Origin of the sequence: Dactylosporangium sp. CS-047395 (assembly GCF_050942185.1) — a bacterium.
GTDB lineage: Bacteria > Actinomycetota > Actinomycetes > Mycobacteriales > Micromonosporaceae > Dactylosporangium.
The window spans coordinates 6533558-6560421 of the sequence record NZ_CP192015.1 but is presented as its reverse complement, the minus strand read 5'-3'; the positions used below and the strand labels follow the sequence as shown (position 1 = coordinate 6560421).

17 protein-coding genes are annotated in these 26864 nt (G+C 71.9%); 4 read left to right on the top strand and 13 right to left on the bottom strand.

The window, feature by feature from the left end; translation table 11 throughout:
- Positions 1 to 13: 13 nt before the first annotated feature.
- A complete protein-coding gene (locus tag ACQP00_RS30860) occupies positions 14 to 949 on the top strand; it encodes an ATP-binding cassette domain-containing protein (RefSeq protein ID WP_433201622.1) in 936 nt (311 codons plus the stop codon).
- Positions 946 to 1695 carry an ABC transporter permease gene (locus tag ACQP00_RS30855; protein WP_433201619.1) on the top strand — a complete coding sequence of 250 codons (750 nt, stop codon included), beginning with the start codon at positions 946 to 948 and terminating at the stop codon, positions 1693 to 1695. Before ACQP00_RS30860 ends, ACQP00_RS30855 begins: the two co-directional genes overlap by 4 nt.
- Here ACQP00_RS30855 and ACQP00_RS30850 read toward each other — a convergent pair.
- From ACQP00_RS30850 to ACQP00_RS30815, 8 genes are read right to left on the bottom strand one after another with little or no spacing between them, the layout of a single operon-like run.
- Positions 1679 to 4786 carry a BTAD domain-containing putative transcriptional regulator gene (locus tag ACQP00_RS30850; RefSeq protein WP_433201616.1) on the bottom strand — a complete coding sequence of 1036 codons (3108 nt, stop codon included), beginning with the start codon at positions 4784 to 4786 and terminating at the stop codon, positions 1679 to 1681. The genes ACQP00_RS30855 and ACQP00_RS30850 overlap by 17 nt on opposite strands.
- Positions 4787 to 4799: 13 nt before the next feature.
- Positions 4800 to 5444, bottom strand: coding sequence for a response regulator (locus ACQP00_RS30845; RefSeq protein WP_433224052.1), 645 nt, complete (start codon positions 5442 to 5444; stop codon positions 4800 to 4802).
- A gap of 10 nt (positions 5445 to 5454) precedes the next feature.
- Positions 5455 to 6735 (bottom strand): sensor histidine kinase, encoded by a 1281-nt coding sequence (locus ACQP00_RS30840; protein ID WP_433201613.1) that lies wholly within the window; start codon positions 6733 to 6735, stop codon positions 5455 to 5457.
- On the bottom strand, positions 6705 to 7550 hold the full coding sequence (locus tag ACQP00_RS30835) for a lysostaphin resistance A-like protein (protein WP_433201610.1): 846 nt from the start codon (positions 7548 to 7550) through the stop codon (positions 6705 to 6707). The genes ACQP00_RS30840 and ACQP00_RS30835 overlap by 31 nt, the downstream gene beginning before the upstream one ends.
- 52 nt (positions 7551 to 7602) lie before the next feature.
- Positions 7603 to 8415: a metal ABC transporter permease gene (locus ACQP00_RS30830; protein ID WP_433201607.1), complete on the bottom strand. Its 813-nt coding sequence runs from the start codon at positions 8413 to 8415 to the stop codon at positions 7603 to 7605.
- On the bottom strand, positions 8408 to 9265 hold the full coding sequence (locus tag ACQP00_RS30825; protein ID WP_433201604.1) for a metal ABC transporter permease: 858 nt from the start codon (positions 9263 to 9265) through the stop codon (positions 8408 to 8410). Before ACQP00_RS30825 ends, ACQP00_RS30830 begins: the two co-directional genes overlap by 8 nt.
- Before the next feature lie 5 nt (positions 9266 to 9270).
- Positions 9271 to 9981, bottom strand: coding sequence for a metal ABC transporter ATP-binding protein (locus ACQP00_RS30820; RefSeq protein ID WP_433201601.1), 711 nt, complete (start codon positions 9979 to 9981; stop codon positions 9271 to 9273).
- A complete protein-coding gene (locus tag ACQP00_RS30815) occupies positions 9974 to 10903 on the bottom strand; it encodes a metal ABC transporter substrate-binding protein (RefSeq protein WP_433224050.1) in 930 nt (309 codons plus the stop codon). The genes ACQP00_RS30820 and ACQP00_RS30815 overlap by 8 nt, the downstream gene beginning before the upstream one ends.
- A gap of 83 nt (positions 10904 to 10986) precedes the next feature.
- Here ACQP00_RS30815 and ACQP00_RS30810 point away from each other — a divergent pair, with 83 nt between their 5' ends.
- On the top strand, positions 10987 to 11676 hold the full coding sequence (locus ACQP00_RS30810; protein WP_433201598.1) for a peptidylprolyl isomerase: 690 nt from the start codon (positions 10987 to 10989) through the stop codon (positions 11674 to 11676).
- A gap of 229 nt (positions 11677 to 11905) precedes the next feature.
- On the opposite strand, the gene ACQP00_RS30805 is transcribed toward ACQP00_RS30810, so the two are convergent.
- The 5 genes from ACQP00_RS30805 to ACQP00_RS30785 all read right to left on the bottom strand — a co-directional run bounded on the left by ACQP00_RS30805 (position 11906) and on the right by ACQP00_RS30785 (position 19644).
- Entirely contained in the window at positions 11906 to 12292 is a 387-nt protein-coding gene (locus ACQP00_RS30805) for an SCO5389 family protein (protein WP_433201595.1), read from the bottom strand.
- A complete protein-coding gene (locus ACQP00_RS30800) occupies positions 12273 to 13241 on the bottom strand; it encodes an ATP-binding protein (RefSeq protein WP_433201592.1) in 969 nt (322 codons plus the stop codon). The genes ACQP00_RS30805 and ACQP00_RS30800 overlap by 20 nt, the downstream gene beginning before the upstream one ends.
- A gap of 104 nt (positions 13242 to 13345) precedes the next feature.
- Positions 13346 to 14026 (bottom strand): hypothetical protein, encoded by a 681-nt coding sequence (locus ACQP00_RS30795; RefSeq protein ID WP_433201589.1) that lies wholly within the window; start codon positions 14024 to 14026, stop codon positions 13346 to 13348.
- Between the two features lie 29 nt (positions 14027 to 14055).
- A complete protein-coding gene (locus tag ACQP00_RS30790) occupies positions 14056 to 14985 on the bottom strand; it encodes a Ku protein (protein WP_433201586.1) in 930 nt (309 codons plus the stop codon).
- Positions 14986 to 15078: 93 nt separating this feature from the next.
- Positions 15079 to 19644, bottom strand: coding sequence for a LamG-like jellyroll fold domain-containing protein (locus ACQP00_RS30785; protein WP_433201583.1), 4566 nt, complete (start codon positions 19642 to 19644; stop codon positions 15079 to 15081).
- Between the two features lie 345 nt (positions 19645 to 19989).
- On the opposite strand from ACQP00_RS30785, the gene ACQP00_RS30780 reads away from it, so the two are divergent.
- Positions 19990 to 26856, top strand: a complete 6867-nt coding sequence (locus ACQP00_RS30780; RefSeq protein WP_433201580.1) for a polymorphic toxin-type HINT domain-containing protein — start codon at positions 19990 to 19992, stop codon at positions 26854 to 26856.
- Positions 26857 to 26864: the final 8 nt, after the last annotated feature.

Genomic DNA, 26864 nt, shown 5'->3' with positions numbered 1-26864 from the left:
GAAAGTACTGGGCATGACAACGGCGATCGAGGTCGCGGGGCTGCGCAAGGCCTTCGCTGACAAGACGGTGCTCGACGGCATCGACCTGGAGGTCCGGGCGGGGACGGTCTTCTCCCTGCTCGGGCCGAACGGGGCGGGCAAGACCACGACGGTGAACGTGCTCACCACCCTGCTCAAGGCCGACGCCGGCACGGTCCGGGTGGCCGGGCACGACGTCGCCACCCACACCAAGCAGGTCCGGGCCGCGATCGGCGTGACCGGGCAGTTCGCGGCGGTCGACGAGCTGCTCACCGGCCGGGAGAACCTGCGGCTCATGGCCGACCTCAAGCGGATGCGCGGGGCCGGCGAGCTCGTCGACGGGCTGCTGGAGCGCTTCGACCTGACCGAGGCGGCGGCGAAGCTCGTGCACACCTACTCCGGCGGCATGCGGCGCAAGCTCGACCTGGCCATGACGCTGGTCGGCGGCCCGCGGATCATCTTCCTGGACGAGCCGACGACGGGCCTGGACCCGCGCAGCCGGCGCACCATGTGGGGCATCGTCCGCGAGCTGGTGGCCGAGGGCGTGACGATCTTCCTCACCACGCAGTACCTGGAGGAGGCCGACCAGCTCGCCGACCGGGTCGCGGTCCTCGACCACGGCCGGCTGGTCGCCCAGGGCACCCCGGCCGAGCTCAAGCGCCAGGTCCCGGGCGGCCACGTGCGGCTCCGCCTCGCCGACCCGGCGACCCTGGCCGCCGCCGCGGCGGTGTTCCCCGGCTCGACCCGCGACGAGCAGGACCTGGTCCTGCAGGTTCCCGGCGGCGGCGACGTGCGGGAGCTGCGCGCGCTGCTGGACCGGCTCGACGCGCACGACATCGGCATCGAGGAGTTCTCGGTGCACACCCCCGACCTCGACGACGTCTTCCTGGCCCTGACCGGCCGCACCAACCCGGAGGTAGTGGCGAAATGAGTGCTCTGGCCGACTCGGCGACCATGCTGCGACGCAACTTCAAGCACACCGCGCGCAACCCGGTCACGGTCTTCAACGCCGTGCTGTTCCCGATCGTGATGGCCCTGATGTTCGTCTACGTGCTCGGCGGCACGTTCAACGTGGGCGTCAAGTACATCGACTACGTGACGCCCGGCCTGATCGTGATGGCCATCAGCTACGGGCTCGGCGCGACCGCGACGGCGGTGAACGCGGACATGACCAAGGGCATCATCAGCCGGTTCAAGGTCATGGACGTCTCCCGCGGCGCGGTGCTCACCGGGCACGTGGTGGAGACGACGCTGCGGGCCGTGGTGGCCGTCGCGGTGATCGTCGGCGTGGCCTTCGCGATGGGCTTCCGGCCCAGCGCGAGCGCCGTGGACTGGCTGGCCGCGGCCGGGCTGGTCCTGCTGCTGGCGTTCGCGGCCAGCTGGATCACGGTGGCGCTGGGGCTGGCCGCGAAGAGCGCGGACTCGGCGGGCCTGGCGACGGTACCGCTGATCATGCTCCCGTTCCTGTCCAGCGCGTTTTCGCCGGCGGAGAAGATGGGGCCCGGCGTCAAGCAGTTCGCCGAGTACCAGCCCTTCACGCCGATCATCGAGACCCTGCGCGGGCTGCTCACCGGCGCCCCGTCGACCGGCACCGCGATGGCCGCGGTGGCCTGGTGCGCCGGGATCGGGCTGGTCGGCTACGTCTGGGCGATGCGCACCTTCACACGGCGAGCGTGACCGCGACCAGCTCGTCCCAGCTCGATCGGGCACCCTCCCGAGCCGCCTCGGCGTACCGCTGGTCGCCGAGGCGCTCGCGCGCGGTCCGCTCGATGCGGACCACGTCGGGGTGGGCGGCGTCCTGCAGCCCGCGCACCCCGGCCCCGGCCGCCAGCAGCCGGGCCGCCTGCTCGTCCTGGCCGCGGCGCAGGGCCAGGTCGGCGATCCCGACGAGGACGGCGGCGACCAGCGGCGCGTGCCCGGCCTTGTTCGCCTCGCCCCAGGCCGCGGCCCGGTGCTCGCGGGACTCCTCGGGGTCCTCGGCGAGCCAGCCGAGCAGGTCCTGGGTGCTGGCCCGGTTCGTCGGCCGTTCGGCGTCCGCGCCCAGCAGCACAATGACCTGCTCCAGGTGCCGGCGGGACTCGTCGGGGCGGCCGGCCCAGCGGGCGATCTCGGCGCGGGAGAGGGCCAGCTCGGCCAGCGCGTCGGGCCAGGTGACCCGCTCGGTCCAGCGCTCGGCGTCGGCGAGGGCGGCGGTGCCGGCGGCCTCGTCGCCGTGCAGCCAGTACAGGCGGGCCTGGCGGGCGCGCAGCCGGATGACGTCCTCGATGTCGCCGACCTCGGCGACGGCCGCGATGGCCTCCTCGTAGTGCGCACAGGCGGCCGCGACCTCACCGCGGGTGGCGATCCGGTCGGCCAGCTCGGTCAGCGCGAACGAGATGCCGAACCGCTCGCCGATCGCCCGGAACTCCGCGAGGGCCTGCTCCAGGTAGGCGTCGGCCTCGGGCCCGCCGCGGCCGATCACGATGCGCATCTTGCCCAGGTGCAGCCGGGCCAGGGCGCGCACGAACGGGTCCTCGTCGCCGAGCAGCACCTCGAACTCGGCGAGGGACGCCTCCGGGGACTCCAGCATCCGATGCAGCGGCGCCACGAAGCCCATCAGCGGGTGCCGGTTGCGGCTGTCGCGGCCGTACCGGTGCGCCTGCCGGATCCACTCCGCGGCGTCCTGCTCGTCGCTGCGCCCGGACGTGACGAACATCGACATGATCGCGTACACGTTGGCGCGGGTGTCGTCGTCGCACTCGCCCGGCATCGCGGCCGCGGCGGCGATCAGCTCCTCGCCCTCGGCCTTGCGCCCGGCCAGCCACCAGTACCAGCCGGCGCCGGCGGCGAGCCGCATCGCCGCCTGGGCCTCGCCGGCCGCGATCGCGCCGCGCATCGCGGTGCTGATGTTGTCCTGCTCGGCGTCGAGGATCGCCAGCCACGCCAGCTGCTCGGCCCGGCGCAGGTGCGGCTCGGCGGTCTCGGCCAGCTCGGTGAAGTACGCGAGGTGGGACCGGCGCGCGGTGTCGGTCTCGCCGGCCTCCTCCAGGCGCTGTCCGGCGTACTCCTGGATGGTGCCGATCATGCGGTACCGTGGCGCGCCCTCATCCTCGGTGAGCAGCAGCGACTTCTCGGCGAGCGAGGTCAGCAGCTCCAGGACCTGGTCCGCGTCGACGTCGGCGCCCGCGCAGACCCGCTCGGCCGCCTCCAGGCTCGCCCCGCCGGTGAACACCGCGAGCCGGCGCAGCACCGCCCGCTCGGCGTCGGTGAGCAGCTCCCAGCTCCAGTCGACGACCGCGCGCAGCGTGCGGTGCCGGGGCAGAGCGGTCCGGCTGCCGCTGGTGAGCAGCCGGAACCGGTCGTCGAGGCGCTGCGCGAGCTGCTCGATGGACAGCGTGCGCAGCCGGGCCGCGGCCAGCTCGATGGCGAGCGGCATGCCGTCCAGCGCGCGGCAGACCCGGGCCATCGTGGCGAGGGTGGCGGCGTCGACGGTGAGGTGCCGGCGGACCGCCCCGGCCCGGTCCCGCAGCAGCCGTACCGCCGCCGAGGACTCGATCTCGCCCGGGTCGGCGTCGCCGCCGGGCAGGGCGAGGGGCTCGACCGGGTACAGGACCTCGCCGGTGATGCCGAGCGGCTCGCGGCTGGTGGCCAGGATGCGCAGCCGCCGGCACTCGCCGAGCACCCGGTGCGCGAACGCCGCGGCGGGCTCGATGAGGTGCTCGCAGTTGTCGAGCACCAGCAGCGCCGCCCGGTCGCGCACGGCGGCGATGAGCCGCTCGGTGACATCGGCGCTCTGGGACTGCCCGAGCAGCGCGTCGCGCAGGCCGAGCACGGTCATCGTCGAGCGGGCCACGTCGCCGTCGGCGCCGATGTCGGCCAGCTCGACCAGCCAGGCGCCGTCGGGCAGCTCGGCCAGCAGGGTCCGCGCGGTCTCGGTGGCCAGCCGGGTCTTGCCCGCCCCGCCCGGCCCGATCAGCGTGGTGAGCCGGTTGCCGGCGACGAGCTCGCGGACCGCGGCCACGTCGGCGGCCCGGCCGACGAAGCTGGTCAGCTCGGAGCGCAGGTTGCTCTTGCGGGTCTCCTCGCGCCGGCCGACCTCGCCGCGCAGCATCGCGGCGTGCAGCGCGGTCAGCTCCGGGGACGGGTCGACGCCGAGCGCGTCGGCGAGCGCCTCGCGGGTGCGCTGGAACACCAGCAGCGCCTCGCTGTCCCGCCCGGCGGCCACCAGGGCCCGCATGAGCGCGGCGGCCAGCCGCTCCCGGATCGGGTTGGCGGCGACCAGGTCGGTCAGCTCGGTGACGAACCGGGCGCCGTCGGTCTCGGCCTCGAAGCGGTCCTCCAGGGTGCTCAGGCGCAGCCCCTCGAGGCGGGTGACGGCCGCGTCGTAGGCGGCGCTCTCCTGCAACCCGACGTCCTGCATGGCGGCACCCCGCCACAGGGCGAGGGCGGCCGGCAGGTCCTGCTGCGGCCCGGGCGCGGCCAGCCGCTCGAACCGCACCGCGTCGACGGCGTCCGGGGCAACGGTCAGCCGGTACCCGTCGGTGTGCCCCTCGATCGAGCCGTCCGGCAGGACCTTGCGCAGCCGCGAGACGAGGCGCTGCAACGCGTTGGCGGCGTCGGCGGGCGGCTGCTCGCCCCAGATCCAGTCGACGAGCGTCGCCTTCGGGACCACCTGGCCCGGGCGCAGCGCGAGCGCGACGAGCAGCCCGCGCAGCCGCGCCCCGGGCACGTCGGCGAGCGCGCCGCCGGCCGTGCGTACCTCGAATGGCCCAAGTATCCCGATCTGCACCTGCGCGATTCTGTCACGCCTTCAGGTAGCGCAACACGGCCAGCACGCGCCGGTGATCTTCGTCGGCGGCGGCCAGGCCGAACTTGCCGAAGATGGCCGAGACGTGCTTCTCCACCGTCCCCTCGCCGATGTGCAGCAGCTGGGCGATCGCCGTGTTGGAGCGGCCCTCGGCCATGAGGGCCAGCACCTCGCGCTCCCGGGCGGTGAGCCGGTCCAGGGTCTCGCGCTGCCGGTTCGCGCCGACCAGCTGGCTGACCACCTCGGGGTCGAGCACGGTCTCGCCGGCCGCGATCCGGGTCAGCGCGGCCATGAACGCGCCGACGTCGGTGACGCGCTCCTTCAGCAGGTACCCGACTCCGCCCGCCCGCACCGCCAGCAGTTCGGAGGCCCAGCGCGCCTCGATGTACTGCGAGAAGACCAGCACCCCGAGCTGCGGCCGGTCCCGGCGCAGGGTAACGGCGGCGCGCAGCCCCTCGTCGGTGTGGGTGGGCGGCATCCGGATGTCGACCACCGCGATGTCCGGCTCGTGCGCGGCCACCGCGGCCAGCAGCGCGTCCGCGTCCCCGACGGCCGCGACGACCTCGTGACCGTACGTGTCGAGCAGCTCGACCAGCCCGTCGCGCAGCACGACGGCGTCCTCGGCGACCGCCACCCGCAGGCCCGTCGGGTCAGGCATGGTCGGGTACCTCCACGGTCAGGATGCTCGGGCCGCCCGGCGGGCTGTCGACGGTGAGCCGGCCGTCGAACGCGCGGAGCCGCTCGGCCAGCCCGTCCAGGCCGGTGCCACCGCCGGGCCGGGCACCGCCGCGGCCGTCGTCACGGACCACAAGCCTGATCATCCCGTACCGTCCGGTCACCGTCACCGCCACCTGCCCGGCGCCGCTGTGCTTGGCCGCGTTGTTCACCAGCTCGGTGGCGCAGAAGTACAGGCAGGTCTCCACCGCCGCCGACGGCCGCCGGGGCAGGTCAACGGCCAGCTCGACCGGCACGGCGCTGCGGGCGGCGACGGTCTGCAGGGCCGCCTCCAGGCCGCTGTCGAGGATCGGCGGGTGGATGCCCTGGGCCAGGTCGCGCAGCTCGCCGATGGCGTCGGTGGCCCCGCGGTGGGCGGCGTCGATGAGCGTGAGCACCCGGTCCAGGTCCGGCGGCTCGGTGCTCTGGTTCAGCATCGTGCGGGCCAGGTCGAGGCGCATGGCCAGGGCGACCAGCTGCGGCTGGGTGCCGTCGTGCAGGTCCCGCTCGATCGCCCGCAGCCGGGTCGCGGCGTCCTCCACGGCGTGCGCCCGGGTCCGCTCCAGGTCGCGGATGCGCTCGCCCGCGCCGCCGCCGCCGAGCAGGGCCCGCACCAGCCAGGCGTCGGGCGCGACGACCGCCCGCAGCACCCACGGCGCGGCGAGCAGCAGGATCAGCCCGGCCGCGCTGGTGGCCAGGGCGCGCGGCCAGGTGTCGAGGTACACGCCGCCGGCCAGGCCGAGCCCGTGGTGCGCGCGGCCGTCGTCGTCGAGCTGCACCGGCGGGAGCCGCCACCAGGCCGGATAGGCCAGTGCGACGAGGCCGTACCCGTAGCAGGCGAGGGCGATGACGGCGGCGAGCGCGGCGAGGGGCAGTTTCAGCAGGCGGTACAGCAGCGAACGCCACGCCACCGCGTCGCGCAGCCGCTCCCGGATCCAGCCGATCGGGCCCGACGCCGACCGGCCCGGGCTCGGCGCGGCGACGGTGACCCCGAGGAGCCGCCGGGCCGCCCAGCGGTCCACGGCCCCGGCCGCCCGCGCCCCGAACAGCGCGGCGGCCACGATCGGCAGCCCGATGACGGTGATGGACAGCGGGGTCCCGACGAGCACCATGGCCAGCAGCGGCAGCAGGCTCACCGCCGCCCAGGGGAGCCCGGCGAGGGCCCAGGCGAGCTCGCGCAGCCGCCTCACGACGACCGCCGCCGCTTCCAGGACCACAGGCCGACCAGCAACAGGACCTCCAGCACGATCGTCAGCACATCCGTGTCCGCGTTGTTCGGCCCGCCGACGAGCAGCGGCGAGCCGTCGAGCCGCAGGTGTACCAACGCGTTGTGGTAATCATCCTCACCGGCCACCCCGGTGCCGAACACGTAGTCCTGGGCCCAGTTCCAGGCGGCGTGGAAGCTGATCGCGGCCCACAGCGCCCCGCTGCGCAGCCGGGCCAGGATCATCAGCGTCGAGAACAGCACGTAGTCGAGCGTGCCGATGGCCAGGTGCAGCGGCCCGGACGAGCCGGCCAGGAAGTGCGGTGCGGCGAACAGCACGCCGACGAGCAGCACGGCGCCGGCGGTCGGCATGGCCTCGCGCAGGTTCTGAAAGATGTACCCGCGGTAGGCCACCTCCTCCACGGTCGCGCTCGTCAGGTAGAAGACCAGCCCGGCCGCCAGCAGCCCGGCCATGCCCACGGCGCCCCGTTCGGTCAGCTCGTACCCGGTGACGGTGGCCGTGCCGAGCGCGAGCTGCAGCGCGAACCAGGCCCCGATGACCGCCAGGCCCGCCGCGAAGCCCCCGGCGATCCACGCGACCTGCCGGCGGTCCGGCCGGATCAGGCCGATGTCGTGCCAGGGCCGCCGGTCGACGTACCGGCGGAACAGCGCGGTCAGGCCGACGACGGCCGCGGCCACGTCGAGGTGCGCGACGATGTTGCGGGTGACGCCGGGGTCGGGGCCGGCGAGCAGGTAAGAGAGGCCGCCGTAGAGCAGCAGCCAGCAGACGACGTATCCGGTGACGCGCCAACCGGTGGTGATGGCCATGGATGGCACGGTATTGCCGGCCGCGCCCGCGCAGAACGACGCTGACCGCCACCTATCGCTGGGGGACAGCCCCCAGGCGGGGCCGGGCGCGCGCGAGCATCGACACGATGAACGCGAGCGCGGCGAGGAGGCTGATGGCGCCGCCGGCCGCGATGTCGAGGGCGCGGGAGAGGTACAGCCCGCCGGCCGCGCTGCCCACCGCCAGGGCCACGGCCACGGCGGTCATCGGGACGAGGCGGTCCGTCCACAGCCGGGCCGCGCCGGCCGGGGCGACGACCAGGGCCAGGGTGAGGATGGTGCCGACGGCCGGGACCGCGGTGGCCACCACGGCCTCGATGAGCACCAGCACGAGCAGGTCGATCGCGCCGGTACGGTAGCCGGCCGCCCGCGCCCCGCCCGGGTCGAACGCGGTGAACAGCAGCTCCTTGTGCAGCACGGCGAGCACCAGCGCGACGGCGGCAGTGACGGCCGCGGCGACGACGAGGTCCCGGGTGCCGACGGTCAGGATGGAGCCGGTGAGGTACGCCGTGAGGTCCCGGGTGAACCCGTCCTGGGCCGCCATCAGGGCCACCCCGAGCGCGAACCCGGCCGCGAGCGCCACGGCGGTGGCGGTGCTGGAGTCGTGGCCGCGCCGCCGGGACAGGGCGGTGACGGCCAGGGCGGCCAGCACGCCGGCCGCGAACCCGCCCAGGTACAGGTTGAGGCCGGTCACCGCGGCGATCACGACGCCCGGGAACGTGGCGTGGGTCATGGCCATGGTGAAGAAGGCCTGTCGCCGCAGCACGACGTGGACACCGATGAGGCCACAGACGGTACCGACGAGAACGGCTTCGATCAGGGCACGGTTGAAGGCGATGTCAAGCACCGGCGGGCCTCCGGCGCACCAGGGCGGTCACGAGCATGGTGAGCAGGTGGACCGCGACGAGGGTGAGCACGACCGTGGCCCCGCCGGCCAGCCGCAGCCCGTGGCCGACCGACGCGTGGTAGCTCACGGCGAGCCCGAGATAGCCGGACAGCGCGGCCGCGGCGACGCCGATCGCGGTGATCGGGCCGATCCGGTCGGCGACCAGGCGGCCGGTCGCGGCCGGGACGACCAGCAGCGCGATGACGAGGATGGTGCCGACCGACTGCGCGGCGGCCACCACGACGAGCGCGACGGCGAGGTTGAGGATCAGGTCGAGCAGCCAGATCGGGTAGCCGAGCGCGGCCGCACCCTGCTGGTCGAACGCCCGCAGCAGCAGTTCCTTGTGCAGCAGGGCGAGGGTCAGCAGCACGACGCCGGCCACGAGCGCGGTCCGGGTGATCTGCCCGGTCGTCACGGTCAGCAGCCGGCCGAACAGGAACGAGGTCAGGTCGGCCGTGTACGACGAGCGCCGCGACACCAGCACCACCCCGATCGCGAACATCGCGGCGAGCAGCACGGCGAGGGCGGTGTCGTCGGTGACCCGCCGGACCCGGGTGAACGCGGTGAGCAGGATCGCCGTGACCGCGGCGGCGAGCAGCGCGCCGGGGAAGACCCCGCCGATGCCGCCGGTGATGAAGCCGAGCACGACGCCGGGGAACACGGTGTGGGTCATGGTGTCGGCGACGAAGCCGAGCCGGCGGGTCAGCACGTGGACGCTGACCACCCCGGCGAGGACGGCGAGCAGCAGCAGCTCGATGAGCGCGCGGCCCATGAACGGGGCCGTGAAGGGCGCGACGAACGTGGCATGCATGACGCTCACACCTGGTAGGCGGCCTGGAGCCGGTCCATGGTCAGGGTCTCGTCCGTCGGCCCGAACCCGATCATGCGCCGGTTGAGCAGGCAGGCGTAGTCGCTGACGTCGTGGGCGAGGGTCAGGTCGTGGGTGGAGATCAGCATCGCGGTGCCCCGGCCCTTGGCCGCGGTGAGGACCTCGATCAGGGCCTGCTGGCTGGTCGCGTCGACGCCGTTGAAGGGCTCGTCGAGCAGCAGCAGCCGGGGTTGCTGGGCGATCGCCCGGGCGAGCAGCACGCGCTGTCGTTGACCGCCCGAGAGGGTACCGAACGTGGCCCGGGCGCGGCCGGCCAGCCCGACGCGCTCCAGGGCCTCGGCGGCGGCCTGTCTGTCCTCGCGCGAGGGGCGGCGGAACCAGCCGATGCGGCGGTACCGTCCCATGAGGACGACCTGCCCGGCGGAGACCGGGAACTGCGCGTCGAGGGTGTCCGCCTGCGGCACGTAGGCGACGTCCCGGCGGGCGGCGGCGGGGGAGCGGCCGAGCACGGTGATGCGGCCGCGGACGACCGGGACGAGCCCGAGCACGGCCTTGATGAGCGTGGACTTGCCGGCGCCGTTGGGCCCGATGAGCGCGACCACCTCCCCGGCGCCCACGGTGCCGGTCACGCCGGTGAGGACCGGCTCGGCACCGTAGGCGACGGCGGCGTCGTCGATGACGAGGGCCGGGTCAGGCACTCAGGGCCTGCACGATGACGTTGGTGTTGTGCTCTTCCATCTTCAGGTAGGTGTCGCCGTCGGAGCCCGCGGGACCCAGGGTGTCGCCGTAGAGCGAGTCCTCGCCGGCCACCACCTTCACGCCCGCCTGCTTGGCGATCGCCTCGGCGGTCTTCGGCGGCAGCGAGCTCTCGGAGAACACCGCTTTGGTGCCGGTCTGCTTGATCTTCGCCACGATCTCGTCGATGTCCCGCGCGGAAAGCTCGGCCGAGGTGTCGAAGCTGGGGATGATGGAGCCGACGAAGTCCAGCTTGTACCGCTCGATGTAGTACCCGAACGCGTCGTGGTTGGTCACCAGCTTGCGGTCGCCGGCCGGCAGCTTCCCGATTTTGGCCTCGATGTCGGCGTCGAGCTGGTCGAGCTGGGCCGAGTAGTCGGCGAGGTTCTTGTCGTACGTCGCCGCGTCGGCGGGATCGGCCGCGCTGAACGCCTTCGCGATGTCCTGCGCCATGATCTTCGCGTTGTGCGGATCGTGCCAGATGTGCGGGTCGCCCGCCGCCTCTTCCTCCTCGCCGTTGCCCTGCCGGACCTGCACGCCCTGGCTGGCATCGACGGTGGTGCCTTTGAACCCGGCCGAGGTGATGGTCGCGTCGAGCCACTTCTCCAGCCCGACCCCGCTCTTGACGACCACCTTGGCCGCCCCGATCGCGGTGATGTCGGCCGGCGTCGGCTCGTAGTCGTGCGGGTCGATGTTCGGCTTGAGAATCTGGGTGACGGTCACCTTGTCGCCGCCGATGTTCCGCGCGAAGTCGGCGACCTGCGTGGTGGTCGCGACGACGGCCAGCTTCCCGCCGTCGTCGCCCGCCTTGGCGTCTTCCGCGCAGGCGCCGAGCAGCCCCGCGAGCGCCAGAACCGTTATGGAACCCAGCAATTTACGTGTCATTGTGCTCACGCGGCCAGACGCTACTCGTTTTCATTTCCAATAACGAGCCGTCGCATCGCGATGTGCGCATGTACCGTGCACCCATGCTTCGTCGCTTCCGCGGTCTGCCGGCTCTGCTGCTGACCGCCTCGCTCCTGGCCGCCTGCACGACGTCACCGTCCGCCGGGCCGCCGGTCGCCGCGCCCGCTTCGCCGGCCGCATCGCCATCGGCCGCTGGGTGCCTTTGGAAGCCGGCCCCGGCCGGGCCCTCCGTCAAGGACGTCGGCACGCCTCCGGCCGCGCTGCCCAGTGCCACCGGGGCGACCATGGTCCTGACCACCAACCTGGGCGCGATCGAGATCGCCCTGGATCCGCGGGCGACCCCGTGCGCCGTGGCCAGTTTCGCGTTCCTGGCCGGGAAGGGCTTTTTCGACGGTACCGCCTGCCACCGCCTCATCACCGAGCTGCTGTTCGTCCTGGCGTGCGGCGACCCGTCCGGCACGGGCGAGGGCGGCCCCGGCTACCGGTACGCGGAGGAGCACCTCGGCAACGACAAGGGCTGGCTCCGCGGCTCGGTGGCGGTGTCCCACAACGACACCCGCGACGCGAACGGCAGCCAGTTCTTCGTCAACTACGCCGACAACCCGGAACTGCACCACAGCTACACGCCCCTCGGCACCGTCACGAAGGGCATGGACCTCATCGACAGGGTCGCCGCCGCGGGCGTCACCCCGGGCGGCACGACCCCGAAGCTCAGCCTCGTCGTCCAGCACCTGACCGTCGTGTACAGCTGACGGAAAAGGCACCCACGCCCGCGCTGAACGGCCGGCCGGCGGCGGCGGTCAGCGGCGGTTGGCGCGGCGGGCCAGCAGCACCACGACGATGATGATGACGGCGATGCAGCAGAGCCCCGGGGTTGCCATCCCGACGGCGTAGGCGACATTCTCGACGGAGGACATGAGCGGGCAGCGTAGATCATCTCCGGCCCGGTCACAATGGGCCGGAGATGCGACGGGCGGCGGTTCAGCAGTCGCGCAGCAGCGGCGACTGGTTCAGCAGCTGGCCGCGCGGGGAGACGAACGCCCGGTACCGCTCGCCGTCCACGGCCGACGGTGCGAACGCCGCGACCCGGTGGCAGTTCTGGAAGGCCAGGGTCACCCCGAAGTGCCGCTCCAGGCCGCCGCGGATCGCGTCGCTGGCCAGGGCCCGCAGCAGCTGCCCGCGCTCCGCCTCGCTCGGCGGCGGGACGCTGTGCTCGGCGAAACCGTCGGCGCCGAGCGCGCTGGCCACGCCGCTGATGACCTGCCAGGCGTACGGTAGCGACGAACGCACGCACGCGACGAACTCGGCGTCGTCGACCGGGCCGGCCTCGGCGCGCTCCAGCAGGGCGCTAGGAACGTTGAGCGACATGGTGCTCTCCAATCAGGAAGTCGGGCGAGATCTGGGCGGTGAGGTCGGCGCCCGCGCGGGTGTTGCCCCACGCGAGCGCGTTGCGGGTGTGGAACTCGGCGGCCTGCGCGGCGTACCGCGGCCAGTCCTTCACGCAGCCGTCGAGCGCGCCGCCCAACGACTGCAGAGCCTCCACATTGGACGGCTCCAGCGCCGGCAGGGGTAGGTATCGGCCGCGCTCGGCGGCCTTCACGAAGGCGGAACGGCTGAACCAGCACAGCAGGTCGTCGCCCACCTCGGCGCGCAGGAAGTCCACATCGGACTCGTCGTCGACCTTGTTGCCGACGACGGCGACGCGCACGTCGTGGTCGCGGGCGTAGCCGACGTACTGGCGGTACACCCCGACGCTGCGGATCGTCGGCTCGCACACCAGGAACGTCAGGTCGAACCGGGTGAACAGGCCGGACGCGAAAGAGTCGGCACCGGCCGTCATGTCGACGACCGCGTAGTCGCCCGGGCCGTCGGCGAGGTGGTTGAGCAGCAGCTCGACCGCGCCGACCTTCGAGTGGTAGCAGGCCACCCCGAGGTCGTCGGCGGCGAACGGGCCGGTGACCGCGAGCCGGACGCCGCCGACGGTGCGCACGAGGCGGTCCCACAGCGGGTTGGGCTCGTCGACGCGCACGAGCCGTGAACCTGGTCCGGGCGGGGTTGTCTTGAGCATCGCGGCGGCCGAGGCGATCAGCGGATTGTCCCCGCGCAGGTACTCCTTGATCTCGTCGAGGTGATCCCCGAGCGCGGGCAGCCGGGCGGCCTCGGCGGGGTCGGCCCCGAGCGCCACGGCCAGGTGCTGGTTGATGTCGGCATCGAAGGCGAGCACGCGCGGGGCGTCCCGGGCGGCCAGGTATCGGCAGAACAACGCGGCCAGGGTGGTCTTGCCGCTGCCACCCTTGCCGACGAACGCGGCTTTCATGCCTTCTTGATATCGGTTTTCATTTTCAAACACAAGCGAAACGCCCGAACGGACCCCGCGGGGTAGGTCAGGTGGCCTCTCGACCGGCCGATCCGGCGGGGCGGCTACTGCATGGTGGTGGCCGGCGGGTGATCGAAGGAGGCCGGGCAGCGGAACACGTACACGGCGTAGCCACGGTCGATGACCACGTCGGTCGGGCCGCTCGACGCCGCGGCCGGTTCCTCCAGCGGGCGCCAGGTGCCGTCGCCGCCCTCCCATTCGTGGGTGGCGGCGGTGAACAGCAGCGTCATCGGCGTACCGCAGGCAGAGCAGTCCATCGGCTGCGGGTCGGTCAGCGACCAGTTCGCGAAGCCGCCCACCTTCCAACCCGGAGCCAGTGACAGGTCCGACTGGCAGTTGACGCTGTCGTCGCGGTCCTCCTCCCACGCGGTGATCCGGGCGTCGAGGTCCGCGGGCAGCAGGCCACCGTACTGGTACTCCACGATCTGCTCCGGATGCACGACGCACGGCGTGGGCAGGTACGCGTCGTTGACGACGGGCGGTTCGGGAGCGGCGGCCAGCGGATCGGCGACGTCGGCGCTGCGCCGCCAGTACAGCTGGACCCGCGGGTTGCCGCCGAGCTCGGCATGGTCCAGCGGGCACCACAGCACCTGCAGCAGGTCCGTGCCGGGCGGACCGGCGAAGTCGGGGACGTGCCGGCGGTACAGCTGGGCGACCGGAATCAGCGGGATGGGCTGATGCGCCAGGTCGTGCGGCTCGGAGAAGTCGGCACGTGCGTTGCGCATGTGTTCGCGGCGGGCGAGCCGATGCTGTGTCAGGCCGCCTTCTTCTTGGGTGCCGCCCGCTTCTTCGGAGCGGCCTTCTTCGCCGCGGCGGTGGGCTTCTTCGCGGCGGTGGACTTCTTCTTCGGCGTGGCCGACTTGGAAGCGTTGGAGGCGGCGGCCTTCGAAGGAGCTGTCCGGCGGTTGCGGGCGGCCTCGACGCTCTGCCGCAGGACCTCCATCAGGTCGCTGACCCCGGTGGCCTCCGGCGGCTCCTCGGCCTGGGTGAGCTCGTCGCCCTTCACCTTGGCCTCGATCAGGTCCTGGACCCGATCCTGGTACGTGTCGCGGAAGTCCTTCGGCCGCCACGGCCCGCTCATCGACGCGATGAGCTGCGTCGCCATCCGCATTTCCGGCCGCGAAAGCGTGACCTTTCCCGGGTACCGGTCGAGCTCCCGCTTCGGGTCCCGGATCTCGTCGGCGAAGTACATCGTCTCCAGCACGAGCAGGTTCCCGTCGGCGCGGATCGCGGCCAGGTACTCCTTGCCCCGCATCACCAGCGTCGCGATCGCGGCCCGGTTGGACTCCTCCATGGCCGCCCGCAGCAGGGCGTAGGTCTTCTTCGTCTCGTCGCTGCCGGGCTCGAGGTAGTAGGTCTTCACGTAGTGGACCGGGTCGATCTCGTCCAGGTCCACGAACCGGTGGATCTCGAGGCTGCGCGACCGCCCCGGCGCGATCTCGTCCAGCTCGTCGGGGTCGAGCATCACGTACTGCCCGTCGCCCACGTCCGCGCCCTTGACGATGTCGTCGAACTCGACCTCTTTGCCGGTCCGCTCGTTGACCCGCTTGTACCGGATGCGGTCGCTGGTGCCCTTCTCGAACTGGTGGAACGACACCTCGTGCTCGTGCGTGGCCGGGTACATCGCCACCGGCACCGACACCAGCCCGAACGAGATGACCCCGCTCCAGATCGGACGCGCCATCGTCCCCACCTCCGACCTGTCACTTTCCCGCCCGGCCGGCGGGCAAACCCGGCGGGCCGGCCCTCCGGGGAGGACCGGCCCGCCGAGGTGCGGTCAGAGCCCGTTCGGGCCGCTGACGTACCGCGTGGTCGGGGCGGCGAACCCGCTGCCGGTCGACATGAAGCCCCACAGCGTGAACTGCTGGCTGCCCGGCGTGGTGCGGATGCCCAGCAGGTCCTTGTCGGCGTCGCCGTCGAAGTTGCCGGCCACGAAGTCCAGGTCGGCCCAGCTGTTCATCGCCGTCGCGCAGCCGGTGCAGGTGGCGGTGTCGGTCCAGACCGCGGGCGCGGCCAGGCCGGTGCCGGTGGACGTCCACTGCCAGAGCTGGCGGCCGGTGCCGGCGTTGTAGTACACGACGACGTCGGCCTTGCCGTCGCCGGTGACGTCGGCGACCACGGGCTTGGCCAGGGCCATGGACAGGCCGTTGGCGCCGCTGTCCCAGACCAGGGTGCGGCCGGTGAAGCGGGTGCCGTCGGACGGGTTGAACCAGATCGTCGTGCGGTTGTTGTCCTGCTGGTAGAACATCATCAGGTCGGCCTTGCCGTCGCCGTTGTAGTCGGCGACCCGGTTGGTGATCCGTTTGGCGTCCGCGTTGGAGAACTGGGCGCCGAGGCCGTACCACTCGACCGGGGCCAGCAGGCCGCGGTCGTCCGGATCGGCCGGGTTCTGGAAGCCGGCGAACGTGAAGACGTGGAAGCCGGCGGCGGCGTCGTCACGCATGATGACGAGGTCGCCCTTGCCGTCGCCGTTGACGTCCCCGGCGTCGACCTTGAGGTGGTCCAGCGGCCAGGTGCCGTCGCCGCTCTCCCACGCCAGCCGCGGCGCGTCGAAGCCGTCGCCGGTGGAGTAGAAGAGCCAGACCTGGCTGTTGCGGACCCACGCGCCGGGTTGCATCGCGTCGTTGCGCAGCGTCAGCGAGATGTCGGCCTTGCCGTCGCCGTTGAAGTCGGCCGCGTTCCACCGGGCCCCGTCGTGCTGCCAGCCCGAGGGCATGTCCCACGGTGCGAACTGGCTGTCCCACACCTCGATCGGGGTGGCCAGCGGCTGGCCGGTGCTGCTGGTCAGCTGCCACAGCTTCATCTGCTGATCCGGGTACGCCTGGATGACCAGCGAGTCCGCCTTGCCGTCGCCGGTGAAGTCGGCCGCGAGCTGGTGGGTCGCCGGCAGGCGCCGGGCCCGGTCGGCCAGCACCGCGATCTGCTGCGCGTTGAGGGCGCCGGTGTGGGCCATGACCTCGTCGATGTCGCCGTAGAGGAAGTCCACGGCGGTGCCGCTGGTCTTGCCGCGGCCGATGACGAGCGGGCCGGTGGCGTCCCAGTGCGGCGAGGTGTTCGCGGTGGCCTGCAGCGCCCCGTCGACCCACAGCTGCATCTGCTGGCGTTCGGCGTCATACACCCCGGCGAGGTGGGTCCATTCGCCGATGCGGGCCGGCTCGTTCGACATCACGCTGCCGGACGTGGCGGGATTGTCGGCGTCCTGGTCCGGGAGGTGGAACTCCCAGCGTTTCGAGCCGCCGTTGTACTTCAGGAAGAAGCTGCTGATCCGGTTGCCGTCCTGGCTCACGACGGTCTGCCAGTTCTCGCCCCGCAGCAGCCGGACCCAGGCGCTGACGGTGAAGCTGCCGTCGGTACGGACAGCGGGGCCGGCCGTGGTGACCTGACTGTTCGTGCCGTTCAGGCTGACCCCGTGCCCGGTGAAGCCGGGGCTGACCGCGGTGCCGTCGACCAGCGTCGCACTGCGGCCGTTGCCGGTGCGGTCGGCCGTGGTGCTCAGCCCGTCGTCGAAGCTCCACCAGGCCTCGGCCCGGCGGGTCATCCCGACGAACTCCTCCGGCGCGACCACCCGGTTGTAGGCGCGCACGTCGTCGATGTCGCCGTGGAACGGGGTGCCGGAGGAGCCGGTCCACAGCACCGAGCCGATGTCCAGCGGGCCGCCCGCCTTCCACACGGAGGTCACGGGCTTCTCGGCGACCTTGACGCCGTTGACGTACATCATCGCCTTCTTCGACCCGGCGTCGTAGACCCCGGCGATGTGGGTCCACACGCCGAGCCGCGCCGGGGTGGGCGCGGCGGCCCGGACCCACGAGGTGTTGCTGGCCTCGCTGTCGGCGGCGCTGACGGTGAAGCCCCACGACTGCGTGGTGGGCCCGTACGACAGGTTGAACGCGCTGACCCTGGTGCCGGCCGCGGTGACGACCGGCTCGTTGGTGGTCGGCAGGCTCGGGCCGGTCAGCCGGGCCCAGGCCGAGACGGTGTAGCTGCGGGTGGTGTCCAGGACCGGGCCGCTGGTGCTGACCCGCTGGTACCCGCCGGTCGAGTGCAGGTAGGTGCCGTGCTCCAGCTTGTCCTCGACGTGGTCGCCGACCCACTGCATGCCGCCGTTGCCGGTGATGGTCAGCGGCTTGTTCACGTCGTCGGGGTTGCCCGGGTACGCGGTGTCCGCCGCGCTCGTGCCGCTGCCCTCGTCGAGCTTCCAGTGCCCGACCGGGTCACTGGGGGCGCCGGCGACGTACTGGTAGTGGTAGGTGGTGCTCTGGTTGCCGGCGGCGTCGACGGTCTTGACGTGCACGAAGTTGACGCCCTGGGCCGTCGGGGTGAGCTGGACCGTCGGGTTGGCCCCGCTCAGGTCGAGCGACGTGGTCGGCGGGTCGCTCGGGCCGTACAACACCTTCGTCGCGTCGGCGGGCACCTTGAGCAGGAAGTCACCGGTGCGCCCGACACTGCCGTGGGGTGCCCCGTCGTCGGGATAGTCGACCGAGTCGACGTCGGCTGTTGCCGGTGGCAGCAGGTCGGCGGAGAGCGTGCAGGAGGCGCTCCACGAGCTCAGCCGGCCGTCGTAGGACATCACCTGCAGCCGGTACGAGCCGCCGGTGCCGAGCCACGCGGTGCTGACCTGCCAGCTCACCCTGGTGCCGTTGCCGACCGAGCCGCTGTCGAGGGTGCGCTGCAGCGAGCCGTCGGGGTTGTACACGTGCAGCAGGCCGTTGACGTTGTCGCCGTCCGGGTCGTGCAGGACCGCGCTCACCGAGTACGAGGCGCCGGCCCCGACCGCGAGCGTGCTGTCGCTGCAGCTCCGCCCGTCCACCGTGATGCCGTCGGCCGCGCCGGGCGGGTTGTTGTACCACACGTTGAGCCGCATCACCGCGCCGCCGTCGGGCGCGCTCCCGGCCTCCTTGAACCGCCGCCAGCTCTTGCACTCGCCTTGGGAGTCGCACGACTCGTTCATCGAGCGCAGCCCGAACTGCAGGTCCCCCCAGCCCAAGTTGGAGGCGTCCTGGGCGTAGGTGGTGACGGTGGTGTCGACCGCCAGGTCCCCGGCGCAGGTGCCGCTCTTGTTGCCCCAGGTCTCACTGCGCTCGGCGATGGAGGAACCCCAGCCGCCCCCGTGGTTGTTCCAGGTCAGGCCGGTGTGCATGCCGCTGTACCGGTAGATGCCGAGCTTGTAGTTCGACTCGTTGCAGGCCCAGGACCACGCGTAGCTCATCACGGTGAGGAAGTGCGCCTCCAGGACCTGCCGGCCGCGGAAGAAGTTCATGTCGAAGCGCATGAAGGCCCGGAAGTCCGACTCCACGCCGTTGGACCGGGTGCGCCCGACCGACACCTTGCCCTCGGGGTCGTTCTCCCGGTCGCCGCCGTTCCAGTACGACTTGTTCTTGTCCTGGGTGCTGACCAGCTGCCACGCGTTCTGGCCGGTCCAGTCCCACTTCGGATCGATCCGGATCGGGAACGTGGCGTCCTCGGCCAGCAGCACCCCCGGATCCGGCGTCATGAGCAGGCGGTCGCCGTCGAGCCGCACGCCGACCGTGCCGACCTTCGCCGCGTCCGACGGCCCCCACTCGCCGGTCTGCGCGGCGCCGGTCTCGCTGACCGCGGTCCGCGCGTCCCAGATGCTGGAGGTCGGCGTGCCGAACACGACCTTGCCGCTCGCGTCGGTCGCCGACAGCGTCTCGGCGCCGGTCTCGGCCACCTTGACGCCGACGGTGTGCAGGTCGAACGCGATCTCCCGCAGCGCCTTGCCGCGGGCCGCCTCGGGCGTCTTCACGACCAGGACCTTGCGCGCACCGGTACGGTCACCACGCACCTGCAGGTCCACGCCCGGCAGCACCTCGGCGTACGTCGCCACCGCACCGGACACGGTGGGCTTCGGCAGCGGCGCGGGCCACGTCATCGACAGCTCGTGCCCGGCGTCGTCGCGCAGCACCATGAGCGGGCCGGTCCCGCCGCCGGAAAAGGTCACCGCGGCCGGGGTGGCGGCGGTGCGGTAGGTGCCGTCGGCCTGCGGCTGCAGCGTCGTGTCGATCGCGCCCCACGTGCCGTCGGCCCGGCGGGCCCGCACCGGCTCGATGGTCTGCGTGGACATGAAGGAGCCGTCGGGCTCGGCGAACACCTGTCCCGTGGGGGACGTGAGCCCGCTCACCTCGATGCGCCGCTTGGTCTTCGCGGCCACGAACGACGCCGAGCGCTCGTCGGGCTGTTCGGTGATCGCGGCGTACCGGGCCGCGTCGGCGTCGGCCGGGTCGCCGCCCGACCGGACGAGTGCGGTGCCGGCGACCCCCGCGACGAGGGCGGCGGCCGCGGCCGTGGCGATCAGCCGCCGGCTCAGGAACCGATGTACGGGCAAGGTCTTTCCTCTCGGACCGGATGGGCACAGCACGACATCGAGGCCGCTCGGACGATGAGCGGCCTCGGACGAAATTCAGGTGAAGGGCGGGTGTCTACCGCAGGCAGGACCCGGTTGAGCGGCGCATGGTCGTTCCTCCCCGTGGTCGTCACGCGCGCAGTTCTGCGCGGAGCCTCTCACATCCGGCGGCCGTTCGGCACCCCGTTGACTGACGATCGTGGATGGCAGTAACGTCCGCGTCGCTTCGACGACTCTGTATGGGGGAGGGCCGCCGTGCTCGGTGTCAGCGCGCCAGGTGTCCAATTTGGATATTCCAGGATGCCGTTGCGGCAACGGTTGCGGGCCATGCTCGCGAGCGTGGCCGTCCTGGCCGTGGTGGGTGTCCTCGGTGAGGGGACCGCCTTCGCGGCGCCGCCCGCGCCGCCGTCGCTGCACGTCGAGCAGTCCGTGCCCGGCGGCCCGGTCGCGGCCAAGGCCCGCGACACCGATCCCGTCCTGGCCGCCGCGCTGCACGGCAACCAGGGATCAGCCGCCGCCCCGGCCGCGGCCAGCGCCGAGACGACCCTGTCGGCCCAGGCCCGCACGAAGGCGGGAGCGCTGCCGCTCGCGGTCGGTGCCGGCGCCGACGCGCAGAACCCGGCGCCGTCGAAGGTTCGCGTCGAGTTCCTCGACACCGCCGCCACGGCCCGCACCGGCATCCGCGGCCCCGTCTGGCGGATCGCCCGCGCCGACGGCGGCACCGCGGCCGCGAGCGCCTCGGTCGAGCTGGACTACACGTCGTTCCGCAACACCTACGGCGGCGACTGGGCCCAGCGCCTGCACCTGGTGCGGGTGCCCGAGTGCGCGCTGAGCACCCCGGCCGCCGCGGCCTGCCGCCCGGTCGACCTGCCGTCGTCACGCAACGACACCCGGTCCGGCAAGCTGACCGCGGAGGTGGCGCTGCCGGCGAAGGCTTATGCGGTACCACATCGGCTCGAGGATCCATCCGTCGCGCGACCGTCGGCGGCCGAGCTCAAGTCCTCCGGCGCCCTGTTCGCCGCCGTCGCCGGCGCGTCCGGCCCGACCGGCTCGTTCGCCGCCACCTCGCTGTCGCCGTCGTCGACCTGGAGCGCGGGCAACCCGACGGGCAACTTCGGCTGGAGCTATCCGCTGCGGGTGCCGCCGGGCCTGGGCGGCCCGACCCCCTCGATCGCCCTGTCCTACTCGTCGTCCTCGGTCGACGGCCGCTCGTCGGCCACGAACAACCAGCCGTCGATGATCGGCGAGGGCTTCGACTTCCACCCGGGCTTCATCGAGCGCCGCTACAAGCCGTGCGCCGAGGACATGACCGGCAGCAACACCACCGAGAAGACCGGCGACCAGTGCTGGGCGACCGACAACGCGACGATGTCGCTCAACGGCAGCGGCGGCGAGCTGATCCGCGACGACGCGACCGGTGCGTGGAAGCTGCGCAGCGACGACGGTTCGAAGATCGAGCGGTTCACCGGGGCCGTCAACGGTGACGACGACGGTGAGTACTGGAAGGTCACCACGACCGGCGGCACGCAGTACTTCTTCGGCCGCAACCGGCTGCCCGGCTGGGCGGCCGGCAAGAACGAGACCAACTCGACGTGGACGTCGCCGGTCTACGGCAACCAGGCCGGCGAGCCCTGCTTCAAGGCCGGCGACTTCGCGGGATCGTCCTGCCAGCAGGCGTACCGGTGGCAGCTCGACGAGGTGATCGACCCGTACGGCAACGCCATGTCGTACTGGTACGAGAAGGAGGGCAACCTCTACGCGGCCAACCTCAAGAAGGACCAGCCGGTCGGCTACACCCGCGGCGGCTGGCTCAAGCGCGCCGAGTACGGCCAGCGCGAGGACACGCTGTTCAGCGCGGCGCCGGTCGCACAGGTCGTCTTCGACGTGGCCGAGCGGTGCGTGCCCGGGTCCACCTGCGACTACTCGCACCCGGAGAACTACCCGGACACCCCGCTGGACCAGAAGTGCGACGCCGCGCCGTGCGACGAGAAGTGGTCGCCGACGTTCTGGACCACCAAGCGGCTCGCGAAGGTCACCACCCAGGTCGCCAACGGCGCCGGCGGCTATCGCGACGTCGACTCCTGGACCCTGCGCCACGAGTTCCCGTCGCCCGGCGACGGCACCCGGGCCGGGCTGTGGCTGGAGGCGATCACCCACACCGGCCACGTCGGCGGCGAGAAGGCGCTGCCGGAGGTCAACTTCGACGGTGTCCAGCTGTCCAACCGGGTCATGCGGCCCAACGACACCAACTCGACGATGAACTGGTGGCGGGTCGCCCGGGTCAACAACGAGAGCGGCGGGCAGCTCACCGTCACGTACTCCGAACAGGAGTGCTCCTACGCCGCCGGTATGCCGGCCCCGGAGTCGAACACCAAGCGCTGCATGCCGGTGAAGTCGCCGCGGCCGGGCAGCGACACCGCGACCGACACCGACTGGTTCCACAAGTACGTGGTCAAGGAGGTCACCGAGACCGACCGGGTGACCGCCCAGCCGCCGGTGGTGACCCGCTACGAGTACTCCGGCAACGCCGCCTGGCGCCTCGACGACAACGACGGCCTGGTCGACCCGAAGTACAAGACGTACGGGCAGTGGCGCGGCTACCCGGTCGTGCGCACGCTCGGCGGCGCCACCAACGCCACCCCGACCGTCTCCGAGACCCGGTACTTCCAGGGCATGAACGGCGACAAGCTGCCCGGGACGAACAATTTCCGCAGCGTCTCGGTGTCCGACTCGTTCGGCGGCAGCTATCCCGACGAGGACGAGTACGCGGGCATGCCGCGGGAGGTGATCGGCTTCGGCCCGGGCGGCGCGAAGGTCTCCTCGACCGTCACCGACCCGTGGCGCTCCGACGCCACCGCGACCCGCAACCGGGACTGGGGCAACGTCACCGCCCGGCGGGTCAACACCACCAGGACCGTGGTGCGCGGCCTGCTCTCCGACGGCACCTGGCGCACCATGGAGACCAGCAAGCACTTCGACTCGTACGGCACGGTCGACCAGGTCGAGGACCGCGGCGACGTGTCCACATCGGACGACGACCAGTGCACCCGGTTCACCTACGCCCGCAACACCGGGGCGTGGATCCTCAACCTGCCCACGCGGACCGAGACCGTCTCGGTGTCCTGCGCGGCCACTCCGAACCGCCCGGCCGACGTGCTGTCCGACGCCCTCACCCTGTACGACAACCAGGGCTACGGGGCGGCGCCGACCAAGGGCACGGTCACCGAGACGCAGACCCTGCGCGACTACACCGGCGGCCAGCCGGTCTACTACATGACCGGCAAGTCCACCGTGGACGGTTACGGCCGCGGCACCTCCAGCACCGACGCGCTCGGCTGGACGACGACCACCACGTACACGCCGGAGGTCGGCGGCCCGGTCACCCAGATCGCGAACAAGAATCCGCTCGACCACGTCTCGAGCGTGACCCTGGAGCCCGCCTGGGGCCTGGCGACCAGGCAGACCGACGCCAACACCAAGTTCACCGAGCTCGAGTACGACCCGCTCGGCCGGCTGGCGAAGGCCTGGTCGATCGACCGGCCGCGGTCGGCCGGCTACGGCCCGATCTCCGAGTTCGGCTACACCGTCGAGGCCGACAAGCCGATCGTCACCAGCACCAGGGCGCTCGGGCCCAACGGCGCGTACGTGACCACGTACGACATCTTCGACGGCCTGCAACGCCCGCGGCAGACGCAGGTCCCGGCGCCCGGCGGCGGCCGGATCGTCACCGACACCGTCTACGACAACCGCGGCTTCGTGGTCAAGCAGCACGGCGCCTTCTACAACGACGGCGCACCCGGCCCGGAACTGCTCGGCGTGGCCGACAACGTGGTGCCCGGCATGAACGTCACCGAGTACGACGCCGCCGGCCGGCCGGTCGCCGACGCGTTCTACCGGCTCGGGGTCGAGCAGTACCGCACCACGACGCAGTACCGCGGCGAGCGCACGACCGTCATCCCGCCGTACGGGGTCGCCGCCACCACGGTGAAGGGTGCCCGCGGCGAGACGCTCAAGGTGATTCAGCACGCCGGCCTGACCGATCTCGGCAGCGGTGACGAGACGCGGTACACGTACACGAAGGCGGGTCAGCTCGAGACGGTCACCGACCCGATGGGCACCGTCTGGACGAACCACTACGACCGCCAGGGCCGGCTGGTCAAGACCGAGGACCCGGACAAGGGCACCGGCGAGATCGGCTACAACGACGCGGGCCAGGTGACCTCGACCAAGGACGCCCGCGGCACGGTCATCGCGTACGCCTACGACAAGCTCGGCCGGCTCAAGACCACCTACGACGGCTCGACCACCGGGGCCAAGCGGACCGAGAACTTCTACGACCCGACCGGCTACAAGGGCCTGCCGAACTACGCGGTGCGCTACCAGGACGGCGCGCAGTACATCACCGGCGTCCGCTCCTACGACGCCGGCTACCGGCCCCTGATGACCCGGCTGCAGATCGTGCCGCCGTCGGGCAAGACGGTGCCGTTCCAGGGCGCCTACGACACCTCGTACACGTACAACGTCGACGGTTCGCCCGCGTCGGTGACGTACCCGAACGCCGGCGGCGACCTCGACGCCGAGCAGGTCCGCTTCGCCTACAACGACCTGGGCCTGCCCACGCAGACGTACTCCGCGCTGGGCTACTACGCCGCCGGGACCGACTACACCAAGTTCAGCGAGATCGAGCGGCTGACCCTGGACTACGACGGCCCGGAGGCGTTCGCGAGCAAGGTCGTCGCGCAGACGTTCACGTTCAAGGACGGCACCCGCCGCCTCGACGGCTCCAGCGTCTACGCGCAGAACGCGCCGGCGCTACTGTCCGACGTCAAGTACGACTACGACGGCCGGGGCCTGATCAGCTCCATCAAGGACACCGGGGTCGCTGCCGGCTCCGGCGACACCCAGTGCTTCACCCACGACAACCGCAGCCGCCTCACCGAGGCCTGGACCCCGACCTCCGGCGACTGCGCCCCGGCCCCGGCCGCCACCGCGCTCGGCGGACCGGCGCCGTACTGGAACAGCTGGACGTACGACAAAATCGGCAGCCGCCAGAAGGAGACTCAGCACACGGCGGCCGGCAACACCGAGCGGCGGTACAAGTACGACGACGCGACCAGGCCCCACTCGGTCACGTCGGTCGAGGTCACCGAGCCCGGCGGCACCGTGCGCACGATGAACTACGGCTACAACCAGGTCGGCGACACGATCAACCGCCTGAGCGCCACCGGTACCCCGCAGACGCTCACCTGGGGCAAGGAGGGCGAACTCAGCAAGGTCGTCGAGGGCGGCGACAGCACCGAGTTCGTCTACGACGCCGGCGGCAACCGCATCATCCGCAAGGACGCCAAGGGCGCGACCCTCTACCTCGGCGGCGAGGACCTGCGCCTGGCCACCGGCACCACGAAGCCGAAGACCACCAGGTACTACACCCACGCCGGCCAGACGGTCGCGGTCCGCGACGCGAGCGGCCTGTCGTGGACCTGCAGCGACCACCTGGGCACCAACAACCTGGTCATCAAGGAGAGCACGCAGGAGTACCAGGTCCGCCGCACCACCCCCTTCGGCCAGCAGCGCGGCACCGCCCCGGCGACGTGGCCCACGACGAAGGGCTACCTCGGCGGCGAGCAGGACCCGACCGGCCTGACCCACCTCGGCGCCCGCGAGTACGACCCGGCCCTGGGCCGCTTCATCTCGGTCGACCCGGAGCAGGACTTCTACAACCCCCAGATGATGCAGGGGTACTCCTACGCCAACAACAGCCCGGTCTCCAGCGCCGACCCCTCCGGCCGCCGCCCCGAGTCCGACGGCGAGGTGATGGAGCGCCGCCGCGAGGAGAAGGCCGCAGCCGGCGGCGGCTCGACCACCACGGGCGGCTCCAACACCAACAGCAACACCGGGGGCGTCTCGCAGGAGGAGGTCGAGAAGGCCAAAATCATCAAGGACACCCCACTGCTGGACATCGTCATCGACGCGGGCGGCGAGATCCTCATGGAGGTCCTGGGGATCAACGACATCCGCGACTGCTTCACCAAGGGCGACATCCTCGCCTGCGTCGGCGTGGCGTCCAACTTCATTCCCTGGGCGAAGATCGCGAAGCTACCGAAGATTGCCAAGGCGATTGAACGGGCGTACAAGGCCTATGACGCCTTCAAGGAGAAACTCGCCTGGGCGAAGGCGATCCTGCGGAAGGCCGACGACGCGGCAGCGGCGGCGGAGGCGGCCGCGAAGAAGGCCGACGACGTGGCCGAGCAGGCCGCCAAGCACGGCGACGACGTGGGCAAGGCCGCCGACGACATACCGGCGAGCGCCGACGACGCCGGCGAGGCGGTGGCGGACGCGGGCAAGGCGGATACGTGCAACAGCCTGCTGCCCGGCACCCCGGTCCTGATGGCCGACGGCACCACGAAGCCGATCGAGGATCTGCACGTCGGGGACGAGGTGGTCGCGACCGACCCGGCCACCGGCGCGACGGAACCGAAGCCCGTCACCACGACGATCCAGGGCGCCGGCGATAAGCGGCTCGTCGAGGTCACGGTCGCGACGGACGGGGGCAGGACGGCCTCGTTCACCGCGACCGACAACCACCCGATCTGGGTGGCGAGTGCCCAGGAGTGGCGCAACACGGCCGACCTGCGTCCGGGCGACACCCTGCTCACGCCCGACGGGGCCAGGGTCCGCATCCTGGCCGTGGCGGCGTACGGCGCCGTGGCGACGGTCCACAACCTCACCGTCCAGGACACGCACACCTTCTATGTGCTCGCGGGCACAACTCCCCTCCTCGTCCACAACATCAACAAGGCGGACTCCTGCAAGCTGCTGTTTCCCGGTGACAACGCGGGCGAGGGCGTCCCGGTCAGCACCTTCGGCAAATACAACGTCGCGGAATTCAAGTCGATCCAGCTCGACGGGGCGGCACGCGGTTGCCATCATTGCGGAGCCGACGTTCCCCGATCCTCAGGGCTCTGGACTCCGGATCATCAGCCGATCAGCAGTCTGGTGCCGGAAGGAACACCACAGGAGCTGTTCCCGCACTGCGGCCGCTGCGCGACCCAGCAGGGTAACTTCGCCATGAAACTGCTGACCGGTGGAACGCCCTCCGGTTTCCGCAAGAATCCTATGGGGTTGCTGGTGCCCACACGATTCAAGAGTGCCGGCTGGGCCAAGACCGCAAGCGGTCTGCTGATACCGGGGTGAGGTTGGAG

Excerpts from the sequence above, each read along its gene's own strand:
- ACQP00_RS30860 (WP_433201622.1), top strand. The coding sequence starts at position 14 with ATGACAACGGCGATCGAGGTCGCGGGGCTGCGCAAGGCCTTCGCTGAC.
- ACQP00_RS30855 (WP_433201619.1), top strand. The coding sequence starts at position 946 with ATGAGTGCTCTGGCCGACTCGGCGACCATGCTGCGACGCAACTTCAAG.
- ACQP00_RS30835 (WP_433201610.1), bottom strand. The coding sequence starts at position 7,550 with ATGGCCATCACCACCGGTTGGCGCGTCACCGGATACGTCGTCTGCTGG.
- ACQP00_RS30825 (WP_433201604.1), bottom strand. The coding sequence starts at position 9,265 with ATGCATGCCACGTTCGTCGCGCCCTTCACGGCCCCGTTCATGGGCCGC.
- ACQP00_RS30815 (WP_433224050.1), bottom strand. The coding sequence starts at position 10,903 with ATGACACGTAAATTGCTGGGTTCCATAACGGTTCTGGCGCTCGCGGGG.
- ACQP00_RS30810 (WP_433201598.1), top strand. The coding sequence starts at position 10,987 with ATGCTTCGTCGCTTCCGCGGTCTGCCGGCTCTGCTGCTGACCGCCTCG.
- ACQP00_RS30805 (WP_433201595.1), bottom strand. The coding sequence starts at position 12,292 with ATGTCGCTCAACGTTCCTAGCGCCCTGCTGGAGCGCGCCGAGGCCGGC.
- ACQP00_RS30800 (WP_433201592.1), bottom strand. The coding sequence starts at position 13,241 with ATGAAAGCCGCGTTCGTCGGCAAGGGTGGCAGCGGCAAGACCACCCTG.
- ACQP00_RS30795 (WP_433201589.1), bottom strand. The coding sequence starts at position 14,026 with ATGCGCAACGCACGTGCCGACTTCTCCGAGCCGCACGACCTGGCGCAT.
- ACQP00_RS30790 (WP_433201586.1), bottom strand. The coding sequence starts at position 14,985 with ATGGCGCGTCCGATCTGGAGCGGGGTCATCTCGTTCGGGCTGGTGTCG.
- ACQP00_RS30780 (WP_433201580.1), top strand. The coding sequence starts at position 19,990 with ATGCTCGCGAGCGTGGCCGTCCTGGCCGTGGTGGGTGTCCTCGGTGAG.